We start from the raw sequence: 14,964 nt of genomic DNA on the forward strand, positions 1-14,964 counted from the left end.
ATGCTGTTGGCCTCGAGAGTCTGGTTCGCCGTCGCATGTCTGATCCTTGCCATGAGCTTCGAGGCTCGGGCTCAGACCATCACGCCGGACGATACGGCGCGGGTGCTGGCGGGCATGGCGCCAGCGGCGGGCTCGCCGCTCGTGCCCTTCGTGCAGGATCCGGCATGGCGGCGGCACGCGGCGTTCTTCGACAACGCCTTCAATCAGCTCGAGCAGCGACAATTGTCGAAGATCAGGGCCTGGGCGGATGCCAATCTGGCCGCGCCGCGGCCGGCGATGTTCTATTTCTTCTCGGGGCCGGATTTTCTCTATGCCGATGCCTTTCATCCGAAGGCAACGACCTATGTCCTGGTGGCGCTCGAGCCGACCGGCCCGATCCCGGACCTGACCAGATTGCCCCGAGGCAGCATCGGCCCTGCGCTGTCCTATGTCGAACGCTCGTTGCAATCGATCCTGAGTTTCTCCTTCTTTATCACCAGGGACATGAAGGTCGACTTGCGCGAAGGCGAACTCGAAGGGACCTTGCCAATCCTCTACGTCTTCCTGGCGCGCACCGGCAAGACGATCCGCGAGGCCAGTCTGATCTGGTTGGACGAGAATGGCGGATTGCACGGAAACAACGAGCCGCCGACGCGCAATGCGACCAAGGGCGCGCGCATCCTGTTTGCCGGCGCCGACGGGGTCGCGAAGACGCTCTACTACTTCTCCGCTGATCTCTCCGATTCCGGCGTGAAGGCCAGTGGGTTGTTCAAGTTCTGCGAGCCGCTGGGGCCGGGCGACAGTCTCCTGAAGAGCGCGTCTTATCTGTTGCATGAGAACGGCTTCGCACGGGTCCGCAGCTGGCTGCTGAAGAACAGCGCCACCGTCATCCAGGACGATTCCGGCATCCCGCTCGCGAGCTATGAGGCGCGGGCCTGGCGTTTCCTGCCGTTCGGGCGCTATGCCGGGCCGATCGACAAATTCCCGGACATGTACCAGAGGAGCTATGCGAGGCTGTTCGAGCGTGCGCAGCCGCTGGAATTCGGGATCGGCTATCGTTGGCGCACGCGTGAATCGAATGTCCTGCTCGCGGTGAGATCGCCTCCGGCCGACGCGACGGTCTCGGCCGAAGCGAGCGCCCCTGCAGAAACGGATTACCAGCCACCGCCGCGCGCCCGGCGCGTGCCGCGGCCGCTGGAGCCGGTTCCTCTCTATCCGCCGCCGCGGCGCGACGATTTCATCTTCTGGCCGAGATGGTAGGGGGTGAATATCACCAGTGCACGCTCTGGCTGGGCACGATGTAGGACGTCGTCGGCGGGGGCAGGGCGGTGCTGTCGGCAAGATAGCGCCAGGCACCGACAATGACGATCAACAAAGCGATGATGCAGAGTAGATCCACCTGGCGTGCGTCGTGGTGGCCGGCCTGATCGGGACCGATGCTCTTGCGGGAACGGTTGCTTCTGGGGCTGATTGTCCAGCGCATCGTTGTTTTCCTCCCGAAGGAAGCATCACATCAATGCAGGTCGAGGCAGCGCGGTTCCTGATGGGAGCGCCGGCTCGTGACGTAAGGATAATCGTAGCCCGAGATTTCGCCAGGGCCATGTGCTGCAGATCAATTGACGAGCGCGACGTCTGTTGCGCTGCACATCAGCCCGGGCCGTTGACGCCGCGCCATCGCGCGTAGCGCCAAGGCAGATACCAGTGAGCGCCTGCGGGAGCCGTTGTTGGGACGTTGTCGATGCCCGAGGTGCCAAAGGGCTGGCAGCGCAGCAGACGGGCGAGCGTCATCCACCCGCCCGCCCAGAGTCCGAAGCGTTCGATGGCCTCATCGGCATAGACCGAGCAGGTCGGCAGGTGCCGACAATTGTAGCCGACCAGCGGCGACAATGTGTGGCGGTACAGCCAGATCAGCGCGTGAGCAGCGCGCCGCGGGAGTCGGGCCAGCAGCGACCCGATGTGCGCAGAATGGCAGCCGGTGTCAGAGCATGAGTGCTTCATGAGCGCGATGCCAGATGGATGTGCGAACTTTTGACCGGTTCCTCGGCAGGGAACCCGGATCGCGTTCATTTGTGGTGATGTGATGCAACAATGGCCGGTTTTCAGCGGCGCCGCAGCACGCCGCAGCTGGACGGTCGGTGATTGCCCGGATACGTTTCCCGACAAGGATGTGACAGACTAATAACGGATTTGAGGCTAGGTTGTCAGGTCTTTCCGCGAGAAAACCGAGGAACTGCGTACCGAGCTTGACGAGGGGGACGGATTGCGCGTGAGATTGCTGCGGTCGCGTGAATTGCGCTGGATGCTACTTGGTGTTGCAGCGCTTGGTGCGGTGGTCGGTAGCGCGATCACCATCATGTCAAACACGGCGCGCGCCGGCGGCGCGCTCGAAGAGCGCAAACTCCCGATGCGGTTCGGTTGGGTCGCCTGCGAGCCGAATTGCGGCTGGGTCAGTGCGGTCGGGATCGTCACCGGCGATACGCCGAAGGATTTCGAGGATTTCGCGAGGGATCGCGACCTGACGGGGGCCACCCTGGTGCTCGACTCCAGCGGCGGCTCGGTCAACGACGCCATCACCTTGGGCCGCCGGTTCCGTGGGCTGAAGATGCGCACCACCGTCGGCATGACCCAGCGTCCGAGCCGCGCGGGTGACCGGCCGCGCGTCATGCCCGAGGCCTATTGCGAGTCGATGTGCGTGTTCCTGCTGCTGGCTGGAACCACGCGTTATGTTCCGGATACGGCCCATGTCCGCGTTCACCAGATCTGGATGGGAGACCGCGCCGACGACGCCAAGGCGGCGAGCTATACGGCGCAGGACCTGATGATCGTCGAGCGCGACATCGGGCGTCTCGCCAAATACACCTTCGAGATGGGCGGAGCGGGCGATCTGCTGTCGCTGGCGCTGAACGTGCCGCCCTGGGAGGACCTGCATGAGCTGTCACGCGCCGAGCTGCGGCTCACCAACGTCGTGACCACGGATCTGGTTGCCGAGGTGCTGCCGCCGAAGGGGGCCGTGCCGGTCGCCGAGCTCGCACAGAAGCCGCAGGCCAAGGACAAGCAGCAGGACCGCTTCTCCGTGGCGCTGGACCGCGACAAGGGGCAACTGTCGCGTACCGCCGAGGCTCTGCCGCCAGCGACGGTCGCCACGACGCCGCAGCAATAGGCATCGACGTCGCCGGGGCGAGCCGGACCTCCGCGTCCAATCATGAGCTTGCCGACGACCGCTCCCGCATGCCGGTGCGCTCATGCGGGCTATGGATCTGTCAGTCTGCACGCACGGGTGGGAAGCGGTGCCGCCTCAGCCCTGAGCCGCGGCCGGCTGCTCGCCGTTGGTCTTGGCCTCGATCTGGCCGATGGCATCCACCACGGCGTCGAACGTCAGCATCGTGGAGGCGTGGCGGGCCTTGTAGTCTCGCACCGGCTCAAGCAGGGCAATGTCGGCCCATTTGCCCTCCGGCGGCGCACCGTTCTCCTTCAGCATCCTCCGGACCGTCTCCCGCAGCTCGCGCAGCTCCGCGGCGCTGGAACCGACGACGTGGCGGGCCATGATCGAAGAGGAGGCCTGGCCGAGGGCGCAGGCCTTCACGTCATGGGCGAAGTCGGTCACCACGGGCCCGTCCATCTTGAGGTCGACCTTGACGGTCGAGCCGCACAGCTTGGAATGGGCGGTGGCAGTGGCGTCCGGGTGGTCCAGCCGTCCGAGCCGCGGAATGTTGCCGGCGAGCTCGATGATGCGCTTGTTGTAGATGTCGTTCAGCATGTGCCTGACGTCCCGGAATTACCGGCGTGGCGGCCTTGGCGGCCGGGTTTCATCGCCCTATATTGCGAGTATATGGAAACGATTGGCAGGAATTCCAGCCACATCCACAGGCGTCCGGCGCGAGAGGCGCCAAGCCTGCGTGTGGCACCTCTGCAGGTGACGCCCTCAAGGTGATGCTGTGCCGGTGACACTCCGGTCGGACCGCCGACCGGTCGAACGGAGTTGAGATGGACACTTTGATCAAGACGTTGCGTGCGAACAAGCCCGAGGGCAAGCCGTTAGACGCCAAGCTGACTGACGCTCGCGCTGCAGAGCTCGATCCCGCCGAGTTTCTCGCTGCCGCCGTGCGGCCCGACCGTGCCAGGCCGTCGCGGGCCGAGGCCGAGGCCGCGGTCTATACGCTGTTGAATTACATCGGCGAGGATCCGACCCGCGAGGGGCTGGTCGACACGCCGCGCCGGGTCGTCGAGGCCTATGACGAGCTGTACCAGGGCTATCACCAGTGCCCGGCCGAGGTGCTCGACCGCACCTTCGGCGAGACCGCCGGCTATGACGACTTCGTGCTGATTCGCGACATCGAGTTCACGTCGCAATGCGAGCATCACATGATGCCCTTCTACGGTCGCGCGCATATCGCCTATACGCCGGTCGAGCGGGTGGTCGGCCTGTCCAAGCTGGCGCGCCTGACCGACATCTTCGCCCGCCGCCTGCAGACCCAGGAGCATCTGACCGCCCAGATCGCGGCTGCGATCGACGAGGTGCTGAAGCCGCGCGGCGTCGCCGTCATGATCGAGGCCGAGCACACCTGCATGTCGGTGCGGGGCGTCGCCAAGCACGGCGCCATCACCTTCACCAGCCGCTTCACCGGCATGTTCAGGGACAATCCGGCCGAGCAGTCGCGCTTCCTGTCCATGGTGCGGTCGCCGCAACGGTAAGCCTGCCAACCCGTTGAGCAGAGAGTTTCGTGTCTTCATCCTCAGTTGAGCGCGAGGAGGGCTTGGCCTTCCTGCCCAAGTTCGACGCGGCCGGCCTCGTCACCTGTGTGACGACCGATGCCGTGAGCGGCGACGTGCTGATGGTCGCCCACATGAACGAGGAGGCCCTGCGTAAGACGGTGGCGACCGGCGAAGCCTGGTATTTCAGCCGCTCGCGCAATGCGTTGTGGCGCAAGGGTGAGAGCTCGGGCCAGACCCAGCGCGTGGTCGAGATGCGCACCGATTGCGACCAGGACGCGGTCTGGCTGCGCGTCGAGCAGGCCGGCGCGGCGTGCCACACCGGCCGCCGTTCCTGCTTCTATCGCAAGGTCGAGCGATCGGATGACGGCAGTGGCGCGCGGCTCGTGTTCGTCGATGCCGACAGGCTGTTCGATCCCGCCGAGGTCTATCGCAAGTAGGCCAGCGACCTGCGTCCTGACGTGCCCGGTCGTTCATTGGCCCGGTCGGGCCCTGCGAATTAACCCGCCATTAACCATACCCGCCGCATTTTGCCGGACGTTTCCGGCGCGTTCGTCTGCCAGCGAATCTGCAAACAGCGGGTCTTCCCATGTCGGTCGACGCATCCAACTCCTCGTCCACCGGTTTCCTCGATGGCGTCCGGGCGAAGGTCGCCGGCGCGATCAAGCAGGCCGCTGACAGCGTCGGCACCAGCTTCGAATATCTGTTGTCGACCGCCAAGATGGAGTCGGACTTCAATCCGACCGCCGGCGCCTCGACGTCATCAGCGCGCGGGCTCTACCAGTTCATCGACCAGACCTGGCTCGGCACCGTGAAGGAAGCCGGCTCCGATCTCGGCTATGGCCAATATGCCGACGCGATCACCCGGACATCGTCGGGCGACTACACGGTCAGCGATCCCGGAATGCGGCAGGCGATCATGAAGCTGCGCGACGACCCGCAGGCGTCGTCCGCGATGGCCGCTGCGCTCACGCAATCGAACAGTTTCCAGCTCGCCGGCAAGATCGGCCGTCGGCCGACCGATGCCGAGCTCTACATGGCGCACTTCATGGGTGTCGGCGGCGCCGCAAAGCTGATCACCAGCACCCAGGAGACGCCGAATGCGTCGGCCGCGCGGATGTTTCCCAGCGCCGCCGCGGCCAACCGGCCGATCTTCTACGATCGCGACGGACAAGCCCGCAGCGTGTCCCAGGTTTATGCGGTGCTGAACACGCGCTATGCCGGCGCCGCCAACTCCTCGGCGACGCGCGGGGCGCTCGCCCTTTATGGAGGGGCATCGGCGAATGTCGCGGCCAATGCGGCCGGCGGTGGTGCGCTGCCGACGACGGACACCGCCACCTTCCTGTCGATGTTTCCGGATGCGCGCGGCTCGTCGCAAGCCGCATCTTTGACGACGGCCGACGCATCGGCCGCCAACCGGCCGGCGGACCCGATGTTTCGCTCGCTATTCCAGGTTGACGGCCAGTCGAGCCAGGCGGTCTCGCCGACCGTCCGCGAATTGTGGGGCCGCTCATCAGTCGCTAGCGCGGCCTCGCCGGAGGGCGGCGGTAACGATGGCGGCGGCAATGGCCAGCGCAGACTCGACCTGTTCAGCGATCCCCACGGCACCTTTTCGGGCTGATGTGCCGGCTAAGGCGGTCCGCACTCGTCGCTGAACCATTGATCAAAAAGAACTATTTTCGACCTTTCGCCACGGCTTGCACTGCCGGCGGCGGCCGCATTTCGCCCGTTGGACTACGGCCAAATGAGACATCCAGAGGTAGCATAATATAGTTTTGATTTACCTCCTTAACAAAACATCAACAAAACCAGCTACTTATGGTGAACGCTTTGTTAAGCGTCGTGGTTTATTTTCGGTGCTGTTGAGGCCCTCGTGGCCTTTGTCTGCAAGTTGCGTAAGCCGGAAAGACCATGATCGTTCGGCAGTTTCTCAGTTGGGTCAGAACCGCACCCGCCGGTGAGCGGGCAGAGGCCACCAGGGCGCTCGCGCGGGCGTGGTTGTTGTCGGATCTCTGCGATGAGGATCGCGGCGCCGCGGAGGGCGCGCTCCTCATGCTGCTGGACGATCCGTCGCCGTTGGTGCGTCAGGCCATGGCGGAGGTGTTCGCCCGCTCGGAGGAGGCGCCGGCCGCCATCGTCCAGGCGCTCGCCACGGACCAGGCTTCTGTCGCCGCCATCATCCTCGAACATTCGCCGCTGCTGATCGATGCCGACCTCGTCGACATCGTCGCGACCGGCAACTCCGACACACAATGCGCGATCGCGCGCCGCGTCGGCCTGCCGGCGCCGGTCTGCGCCGCGATCGCCGAAGTCGGCAGCGCCGCCGCCGCGCTCGAGCTGATCGAGAACGCCTATGCCGAGCTAGCGCCGTTCTCCTGGGACCGCATCGTCGAGCGCCACGGCCATCTCGCCGCCATCCGCGAAGCGATGCTGGTCCTGGACGACCTGCCGGCCGCGACGCGGGCGGCGCTGGTCGACAAGCTCTCCGAGACACTGGCGCAGTTCGTCGTCGCCAGGAATTGGCTCAGTGCCGACAAAGCAGGGCGCATCACCAATGAGGCGCGCGACCGCTCGACCATCACCATCGCGGCGCGGTCGCGCGGCGAGGAGCTGCGCGGGCTGGTCCAGCATCTGCGTGCAACCTCGCAACTCACCGCGGGCCTGATCCTGCGCGCACTTCTCTCCGGCAACGTCGAATTGTTCGAGATCGCTCTGTCGGAGCTCGCCGACATGCCGCGGGCCCGGGTGTCGGCGCTGCTCAACGATCGCGGCCGCGCCAGCCTGCAGGGGCTGCTGCGCAAGGCGGGCATTCCCGACACCACCTTCGAGGCCTTCAGCATCGCGCTCGAAGTCTGCCGCGAGAACGGATTTGCCGACACCTTGAGCGGAGCAGCGATCCTGCGCCGCAAGATGGTGGAGCGCGTGCTCACCCATTGCGCCACCGACCGTGATGCCGCCGAGCCGTTGCTGATCCTGCTGCGCCGCTTCGCCACCGAATCCGCCCGCGACGAGGCCCGCGAGTTCTGCGACGAGGTGATGGCGGAGGATTTCGTGGCCGGGCTGGAGTTTGGACTGATCGCGGCGTGAGCCGCGTCCGCTGCCGTAGGGTGGGCAAAGGCGCGTCGCAGATATCGCCACGTTCGAGCGCGCGGTGGCGCCGTGCCCACCGACTTGCCGCAGAGATTGCTGATCCATGGTGGGCACGCTGCCGCCGCTTTGCGGCGGCGGCTTTGCCCACCCTACGTGATCGCCATCCGATTACGGCTGATCGCTCGGCACCAGGCTCGGCGCCAGGATCGCTTCGAGATGCTCCGGCCGGTTGCGGTTGACCTGGAGCAGGTAGTCGTCGGCGACGCGGCGCAGCCGGCGGCTCAATTCGGCAGCGACGGTCGGGCTGTGGTACTTCGTATGATCATGCACGATCGCCTGAATGGCGTTGACGTGATGCTCGAACAGCTCGACGGGGACCTTTTCGAGATCGGGCGCGTGCTCGATGATCCGGCACAGGCTGTCGGCGACCTCGGCGGCGGCGGGATAGCCGAAGGTCGCGGCATCGCCCTTGATGTCGTGGGCGGCGCGGAACATTTCCTCGCAGGCGTCGTCGTCGAAGCCATTGTTCAGAACGGCACCGTAAGCCTTCGTCAGGCGATCGGCCTCGGTGTCCATCCACGACTTGAACTCGCCGGACAGCCCGGCAAGCGCGGCTTCCGCGCGCGCGATCGGATCGTCGAGATCCTTCTCCTCGGCGCGGCGCAGCACCTGCTTCAGCGGATTGGGCTGGGTGATGACGTGATGCGAGGCGTAGGTCTTGACCTGGATCGCCGGGGCCTTGTCTTTCGCCATCTCGATATCCCCTGATGATGCCGACCAACGCAAATCGACTCATTGCCCCGATTCATAGCCGAGGAACTGGGCGCTCTGGGCGTCGATCCCCGGATTGCGTTAACGCGGGCTCACTGCCGCGCTCCTAAACCGCGGAGCGCGCCTTATCCAGAAGTGACGGTTGCTGGAAGATCTCGGCCTCGCCGCCGATCCGGCGCTCCGGCCCGATATAAGCGGTGTTGGTGTTGCGGCGCCGGTCCGGACCGAAGTAGGTCTTGGTCTTGATGAACGGGCGCGGATTGGCGACCACGTTGAGGATGCGCTGATACAGGCCCTTCGCCGAGATCGGCTTGGCGAGGAATTCCGTCACGCCGGCATCGCGCGCGACGGTGACGCGGCGCTTCTCCGAATGTCCCGTCAGCATGATGATCGGTGCGTAGGGGTTGCCCTTGGCTTCGGGCTGCCGGATCATCTGCGCAAGCTCGAGCCCGTCGAAGATCGGCATCGCCCAGTCGGTGATGACGATGTCCGGGGAGAAATGAGTATACATCTCGAGTGCGGTCGCGCCGTCCTCGGCCTCGTTGACCTCGCGGGCGCCGAACGAATGCAGCAGCGTGCGCAGGATGCGGCGCATGTGCGGATTGTCGTCGCAGACGAGAAAGCGCAGCTTGTTGAAGTCGATGCGGTACATTTGGCCGGCCTGAAAGGATCACCGGTGATGGCGGTATACCCGCATTAACCATACGGAGCCGCGGGTTAACAAAGCGTTGCCCGGGGCGGCGAAGGAGGAAAAAGGCGCGGAAAAGCGCCCGATGTCAGTAGCCGAACTGCTCGCTCAGGATCCGCTCTTCCAGGCTGTGGCCGGCGTCGAACAGCATCCGCATCGAGATCGTCTTGTCGGAGAGCACCTCGACTCGCTGGACATTGCGGACCTCGTCATGATCCGCCACCGCCGCGACTGGGCGCTTGTCGCCTTCGAGCACCTCGATGATCACATAGGCCGTGTTCGGAAGCAGGGCGCCGCGCCAGCGCCGCGGCCGGAAGGCGCTGATCGGCGTCAGCGCCAGCAGGGCGGCGTTGATCGGCAGGATCGGGCCCTGCACCGAGAGATTATAGGCCGTGGAGCCGGCGGGCGTCGCCACCAGCACGCCGTCGGCGATCAGCTCCGGCATGCGCTCGCGCTCATCGATCAGGATGCGCAGCCGCGCGGTCTGTGCCGTCTGGCGAAACAGGTAGACCTCGTTGATGGCGTGGTGGATGTGAACGACGCCAGCGGCATCGGTCGCCCGCATCAGCAGCGGATGGATTACCGATTCCTGCGCCGCTTCGAGCCGCCCGTGCAGATCGATCGTGCTGAACTCGTTCATCAGGAAGCCGACCGTGCCGCGATGCATGCCGTAGATCGGCTTTCCCGAGCGCATGTGGTCGTGCAGCGTCTGCAGCATCAGGCCATCGCCGCCGAGCGCGACCACGACGTCCGCCAGGTCCGGATCGGAGTTGCCGTACAGCGCGGAGAGCTGCGCCAGTGCGGCCTGGGCTTCGGCACTCGGACTCGCGACGAAGGCGATCCGCTCATATCGCTTGGACGTGGTCATGCGTCGCAGGGCTCGCTGGTCGGTTGGCCGGTGACAGGCGCCGTGTCGTCTAGCCGACCTTGCCCGTGCTTGTCCATCGCGGCCGGTATCCCGGGGCAATGGGGCCGGGATGAGGCTGATATGGCCCGGAAGTGCGCGCACGCGCGGCCGTCATCGCCGCGTCATTTTTCCTGCAGGCTGCGCACGGGGTCCCAGGCCAAGGAGCCGGTCCCAAAGGTTGCTTTCACCCGCTCCGCGAAGAAGTGGCTTGGAGCATCGCTCGGTGCGCCCCGCGCGAAGCAGTCGACCGCTTGCGGCAGTTCGCCGGCGCGCCAATGCGCGAGGCCTGCGGCGTAGCCGGTGAGGAGAGCCTGTTCCTCCGGCGTGAGCTCGGCTGCGCGGCCATGCAGCTCGTAGATCTTCAACGACTGCTCGCGCCCCTTGACCCGGATGGTGTCGAGCTCGCGCCAGGCAAACTCGTTTCCGGCGAGCGTCACCGTGCTCTCGGAGGCAATGATCGTGGTGCCGTAGAACTTGTTGGCGCCCTCGAGCCGCGAGGCCACGTTCACGGCGTCGCTCATGACGGAATAGTTGAAGCGACGTTGTGAGCCGAAATTGCCGACCAGCGCGGCGCCGCTGTTGATGCCGATGCGCTGCGCCACCTTGATGCCCTGGAATGCCGTCGACATCAGGTTGAGCTCGGCGAGCTTCGCCTTGCAGTCGAGCGCCGCACGCGCCGCGCTGCGTGCATGGTCGGGATCGTCGAGCGGAGCGCCGAACACGGCGACCACGGAGTCGCCGATGTATTTGTCGACATAGCCGTCGTGGCTTTCGATGACGTCGGTCATGGCCGAGAGATATTCATTGGTGAGCGCCATGAGCTGCTCCGGCGTCATCTGCTCGGCGAGGCGCGAGAAGCCCTCGATGTCGGAGAAGAATACGGTGACCTCGCGGGTCTCGCCGCCGAGCTGCGGCAGCCGGCGCGAGGCCAGCATGCGGTCGATCTCGTGCGGTGCGAGATAATAGGCAAAGCTCTTCTGCAGCAGCCTCCGGTCCTTGTCGGTGACCATGAAGCGATAGCCGGTGGTCGCAGCCAGCGCGAGCACGCCGGCCGCGAGCGGCTCCACCAAGGGCAGCGCGTAGGCATGGTCGAAGAGGGCGGTGGCGAGCGCGGTGTAGAGCAGCGCGAGCCCTGCCAGGATGGCCGCTGCAGAGGCGGGGCGCAGCAATCGCGCGAGCAGCGCAGCCAACAGGGCGATGGTTGCGGCGATGGCGAAGATCGCTGGGCGTCCGAGCTCGGTGGCCGCGTCCTGCCGCACCAGATTGTTCACCGCCGTGGCGTGGATGTAGACGCCGGCAATGGTGCTGCGGGCGAACGTCTCGTTGATCCTGCGCTCGTCCAGCACGCAGCGCGGCCGGCGCGCGCCCTCGGCGCGGGTCGCGAAGCGCTTCGAGGTGAGCCGCCGATCCTCGATCCCGACGGTGCCAAGCAGGACGACCTTGCCGGCGAACTCGCGGCGGAAATAGTCCTTGTCGCCCTTGAGCGCGCAGGCGCGCAAATCGGCGAACGAGTACGTCGGGATGTCCTGGGCGCCGCCGGCGAAATTCAGGGTCATGGTGCCCGGCACGCTGCCGGGCACCTTGTACTCACCGAGTGTGACGCCATCAGCGGCAATGACCGGCGCGGTGCCGGTTGCGCGCCCCGCCAATTCCAGCGCCATGCTCGGAACTGCCTTGCCATCGACCGACAGCGTCAACGGATGGCGGCGGACGACATCATCGCTGTCGGTATAGGTGTTGAGCGGACGAAGGTTCTGCTGCTGGCGCACCGCGATGCGCTGGCCGGGCGCGGGCAGGATCGGCGGCTCGGCAAAAATCTCGCCCAGCACCACCTTGCCGCCGGCGGCCGCGGCAGCGAGCGCGCGCAGGAAGTCGCGATCGAAGCCGCGCGTCTTCTCGCCGAGAGTGCTGTCGCCGAGCGGAATCTCCGACTGCTCGATCGAAGTCTGGAACACGATGTCGAAGCCGACCACCTTGGCGCCGCCGTCGAGGACGGCCGTCAGCACGCGCCCGATCTCGCCGGTCCAGGTCAACAGCGGCGCGCCCTTGAAGGGGGGCGCCTGGTAGCTCTCCTCGTCGACCGCGATCACCACCGCCGGACTCGCTGCTGCATCGTGGCGGTTGCCGAAGGTCTCGAAGCGCAGCCATGTCAGCGCATCCAGCGACAGGCCGCGGCCGCGCTCGAAGAGGGGCGACACGAACAGGCCCGCGCACGCCAGCGCGATGGCGATGACGGCAAGCGCGTCGCGCGTCCGACGTCCGATCGCCACCGACGGGAGCCTTCGGTCTCAGTTGAACCGGATCAATCGCCCGACCGCAGGGCCTGGGCCCGCCTTGGCCTGTGCGTCGACCTTGAACACGATGCGCAAGTTGCTGAAGCTCGCGACATAGGTGCCGCCGGGAGTGAGCGGGTGACTGGTGCCGGCGAAATCGTAGAATCGTCCCTTGTATTGCCGGCCCGAGAGCTCGACCTGCTGGCGCTCGCCGGGCTGGTCGAGGCGTTCGACGGTCAGCGTGCCGCGCCCTTTGGCCTCGAAGATGGGCGACGCGCTGTAGATGATCGCTTGCGCCACCGGCGCGCTGTCCGGCCCGACGCTGCGCACGATCGTGGCCGCGACCTCGCTGGTCTCACGCGAGGTGGCCTGCGCATGGCTGGCGTCGCAATTGACGATGTCGCTCTTGAGCGTCGCGCCGTCGACCGTGCTTTCGCCGGGTCCGACGGTGACACTGCCGGAGCCGTTGACCGTCTCGCGCCGGCAGGATTTGAGGTAGCTCATCACCACGGCGCCATCCGGGCCGAGCTTGATCACCTGGCCGGGCGCGACATAGTCCATCAGCTCGGCGCCGGCCACATCCCCCTGGACGTCCTCGACCAGCGCCGCCGGCGGACCGGCCCAGGCCGCCGGCGGTCCAATCATGGCCGGTCCGGCGAGCCCGATGAGGGCTGCGATGATGAGCGTCGGCAACTTCATGATGAACTCCGTGATCGCAATCGGCGGCGCGCCTCTTGGCCCAAACCTGGGTGTCCCAGTGGTGGGACGCCGGAGGCGATGGAGAGGTTCGAGCCCATAACACACCTTACGAAGAACGGGCACTGCTCCGGATGTGACCTGGATCACGGAAGAGTTGGTTGAGCTTGGTCCCAAGCCGCGGTTCATGCGTTTGTAAAGCAAGCGATAAAGGGTAGCGCGTTGCGCCAATCCATCGTCCAGGGAGTGAGTTGATGGCAGGTTCGAGATCGTCCGTCGTGTGGTCCCGTGTGATGGCCCTGACCTTGACGGCGCTGCTCGCCGGCCAAGCCGTATACGCGCAGGACGCGCCGCCGGCGGCGCAGGACACCACGGCTCCCGGCGCGCACCGAACCGGATCGGCCGGCAATCGCGCCGCAAGCCCGCCGAGCTCGCCATCGGCAGCCGAGCAGCACAAGCTCCCGGCGGATTCCACCACGACCCAAAAGGTCGAGCTGCCCGATCGCACGCTGTCGTTCACGGCGACTGCCGGTTCGATCCGCCTGTTCGACGACAAGAGCGAGCCGCAGGCCGACATCGCCTACACCTCCTATCAGCTCGATGGTGCTGATCGCGCCAGCCGCCCGGTGACCTTCTTCTTCAACGGTGGGCCGGGTGCCTCGTCCGCCTATCTGCAGCTCGGCAATGCCGGTCCGTGGCGGATCGGAATCGATGCGGCCAGCGTGACGCCCTCGTCGAAGCCGGAGCTGATGCCCAATGCCGACACCTGGCTCGACTTTACCGATCTCGTGTTCATCGATCCTGTCGGGACCGGCTACAGCCGTTTCGTCGCGACCGGCGACGAGGTGCGCAAACGGTTCTTCTCGGTCGACGGCGACGTACGTTCGCTGTCGCTCGTGGTGCGTCGCTGGCTGGAGAAGCACGACCGGCTCGCCTCGCCCAAATTCATCACGGCCGAGAGCTATGGCGGCATTCGCGGTCCGAAGATCGTCAACAACCTTCAACATGACCAGGGGATCGGCGTCAGCGGCCTGATCCTGCTCTCACCACTGATGGACTTTCGCGATTATTCCGGCTCGAGCCTGATGCAATATGTCGCGAGCCTGCCAAGCTATGCCGCCGTCGCGAAGCAGATGAAGGGGCCGGTCACCCGCGCCGATCTTGCCGACGTCGAGCGCTACGCCAGCGGCGACTTCCTGCTCGACCTCGTCAAGGGCGAGGCCGATACGGAAGCGACCAACCGGCTCGCCGACAGGGTCGCGAGCCTCACCGGCATCGACCAGGCGGTCAGCCGCAGGCTGGCCGGCCGGTTCGACGTCTCGGAGTTTCGCCGCGAGTTCGACCGCAAGAACGGCCGCATCGCCGGACGCTATGACGGCTCGGTGCTGGGCATCGATCCCTATCCGGATTCGAGTCGCTCGCGCAGCTCCGATCCATCCGGGGATGTGCTGACCGCGCCGCTGACCAGTGCCGCGGTCGAGCTGACGACACGCAAGCTGAACTGGCACCCCGACGGCTCCTACGAGCTGTTGAGCGGGGCGGTGAACCGGTCATGGGATTTCGGAAAGGGCATCAGCCCGCCGGAGTCCACCGGCGAGCTCCGGCAGATCCTCGCGCTCGATCCCAAGCTCAAGCTCCTGGTCGGCCACGGTCTGTTCGATCTCGCCACGCCGTATTACGGCTCGAAGATCCTGCTCGACCAATTGCCGGCCTTCGCGCGACCGCCGCGGGTCAAGCTCGTGGTCTATCCGGGCGGGCACATGTTCTATTCCCGCGACGATGCGCGGAAAGCGTTCCGCGGCGAGGCCGAGGCGTTGATGAAGGAGGGCAGGGAGGAGGCCCGATGAGTG

15 protein-coding genes are annotated in these 14,964 nt (G+C 65.9%); 7 read left to right on the forward strand and 8 right to left on the reverse strand.

Features of this window, described 5'->3' with window-relative positions; translation table 11 throughout:
- The gene (locus tag QX135_RS09940) at positions 1-1,239 is read left to right on the forward strand and encodes a hypothetical protein (protein WP_410051331.1); all 1,239 of its coding nucleotides are present in this window, start codon (positions 1-3) and stop codon (positions 1,237-1,239) included.
- 10 nt (positions 1,240-1,249) lie between these two features.
- On the opposite strand, the gene QX135_RS09945 is transcribed toward QX135_RS09940, so the two are convergent.
- Both QX135_RS09945 and yidD read right to left on the reverse strand, forming a co-directional pair.
- A complete protein-coding gene (locus QX135_RS09945) occupies positions 1,250-1,462 on the reverse strand; it encodes a hypothetical protein (RefSeq protein WP_315737515.1) in 213 nt (70 codons plus the stop codon).
- Positions 1,463-1,626: 164 nt separating this feature from the next.
- Positions 1,627-1,977: a membrane protein insertion efficiency factor YidD gene (gene yidD / locus QX135_RS09950; protein ID WP_315811526.1), complete on the reverse strand. Its 351-nt coding sequence runs from the start codon at positions 1,975-1,977 to the stop codon at positions 1,627-1,629.
- Between the two features lie 262 nt (positions 1,978-2,239).
- Here yidD and QX135_RS09955 point away from each other — a divergent pair, with 262 nt between their 5' ends.
- Positions 2,240-3,139, forward strand: a complete 900-nt coding sequence (locus QX135_RS09955) for a hypothetical protein (RefSeq protein WP_315780744.1) — start codon at positions 2,240-2,242, stop codon at positions 3,137-3,139.
- A gap of 135 nt (positions 3,140-3,274) precedes the next feature.
- Here QX135_RS09955 and QX135_RS09960 read toward each other — a convergent pair whose 3' ends face one another.
- Positions 3,275-3,736, reverse strand: coding sequence for an iron-sulfur cluster assembly scaffold protein (locus QX135_RS09960; protein ID WP_315798710.1), 462 nt, complete (start codon positions 3,734-3,736; stop codon positions 3,275-3,277).
- 227 nt (positions 3,737-3,963) lie between these two features.
- On the opposite strand from QX135_RS09960, the gene folE reads away from it, so the two are divergent.
- From folE to QX135_RS09980, 4 genes are all read left to right on the forward strand, one after another.
- Positions 3,964-4,671 (forward strand): GTP cyclohydrolase I FolE, encoded by a 708-nt coding sequence (gene folE, locus QX135_RS09965; RefSeq protein WP_315737519.1) that lies wholly within the window; start codon positions 3,964-3,966, stop codon positions 4,669-4,671.
- A gap of 29 nt (positions 4,672-4,700) precedes the next feature.
- Positions 4,701-5,129 carry a phosphoribosyl-AMP cyclohydrolase gene (gene hisI / locus QX135_RS09970; protein WP_315737520.1) on the forward strand — a complete coding sequence of 143 codons (429 nt, stop codon included), beginning with the start codon at positions 4,701-4,703 and terminating at the stop codon, positions 5,127-5,129.
- Positions 5,130-5,278: 149 nt separating this feature from the next.
- Positions 5,279-6,310, forward strand: coding sequence for a lytic transglycosylase domain-containing protein (locus QX135_RS09975; protein ID WP_316176453.1), 1,032 nt, complete (start codon positions 5,279-5,281; stop codon positions 6,308-6,310).
- Between the two features lie 290 nt (positions 6,311-6,600).
- Positions 6,601-7,776 (forward strand): DUF2336 domain-containing protein, encoded by a 1,176-nt coding sequence (locus QX135_RS09980; RefSeq protein ID WP_315754071.1) that lies wholly within the window; start codon positions 6,601-6,603, stop codon positions 7,774-7,776.
- A 171-nt stretch (positions 7,777-7,947) separates the two neighbouring features.
- On the opposite strand, the gene QX135_RS09985 is transcribed toward QX135_RS09980, so the two are convergent.
- The 5 genes from QX135_RS09985 to QX135_RS10005 form a co-directional block, all read right to left on the reverse strand.
- Positions 7,948-8,532 (reverse strand): Hpt domain-containing protein, encoded by a 585-nt coding sequence (locus QX135_RS09985; RefSeq protein ID WP_315754073.1) that lies wholly within the window; start codon positions 8,530-8,532, stop codon positions 7,948-7,950.
- 124 nt (positions 8,533-8,656) lie between these two features.
- Positions 8,657-9,202 carry a response regulator gene (locus tag QX135_RS09990; protein ID WP_172107934.1) on the reverse strand — a complete coding sequence of 182 codons (546 nt, stop codon included), beginning with the start codon at positions 9,200-9,202 and terminating at the stop codon, positions 8,657-8,659.
- A gap of 124 nt (positions 9,203-9,326) precedes the next feature.
- Positions 9,327-10,106 (reverse strand): NAD kinase, encoded by a 780-nt coding sequence (locus QX135_RS09995; RefSeq protein ID WP_315776673.1) that lies wholly within the window; start codon positions 10,104-10,106, stop codon positions 9,327-9,329.
- A 161-nt stretch (positions 10,107-10,267) separates the two neighbouring features.
- Positions 10,268-12,415, reverse strand: coding sequence for an adenylate/guanylate cyclase domain-containing protein (locus QX135_RS10000; RefSeq protein WP_316176452.1), 2,148 nt, complete (start codon positions 12,413-12,415; stop codon positions 10,268-10,270).
- An 18-nt stretch (positions 12,416-12,433) separates the two neighbouring features.
- Positions 12,434-13,117 carry a hypothetical protein gene (locus QX135_RS10005; protein ID WP_315811522.1) on the reverse strand — a complete coding sequence of 228 codons (684 nt, stop codon included), beginning with the start codon at positions 13,115-13,117 and terminating at the stop codon, positions 12,434-12,436.
- A 251-nt stretch (positions 13,118-13,368) separates the two neighbouring features.
- Here QX135_RS10005 and QX135_RS10010 point away from each other — a divergent pair, with 251 nt between their 5' ends.
- Positions 13,369-14,961 carry a S10 family serine carboxypeptidase-like protein gene (locus QX135_RS10010; protein ID WP_315780750.1) on the forward strand — a complete coding sequence of 531 codons (1,593 nt, stop codon included), beginning with the start codon at positions 13,369-13,371 and terminating at the stop codon, positions 14,959-14,961.
- The last annotated feature ends 3 nt before the right edge of the window (positions 14,962-14,964 follow it).

Origin of the sequence: Bradyrhizobium sp. SZCCHNR1098 (assembly GCF_032489375.1) — a bacterium.
Lineage (GTDB): Bacteria > Pseudomonadota > Alphaproteobacteria > Rhizobiales > Xanthobacteraceae > Bradyrhizobium.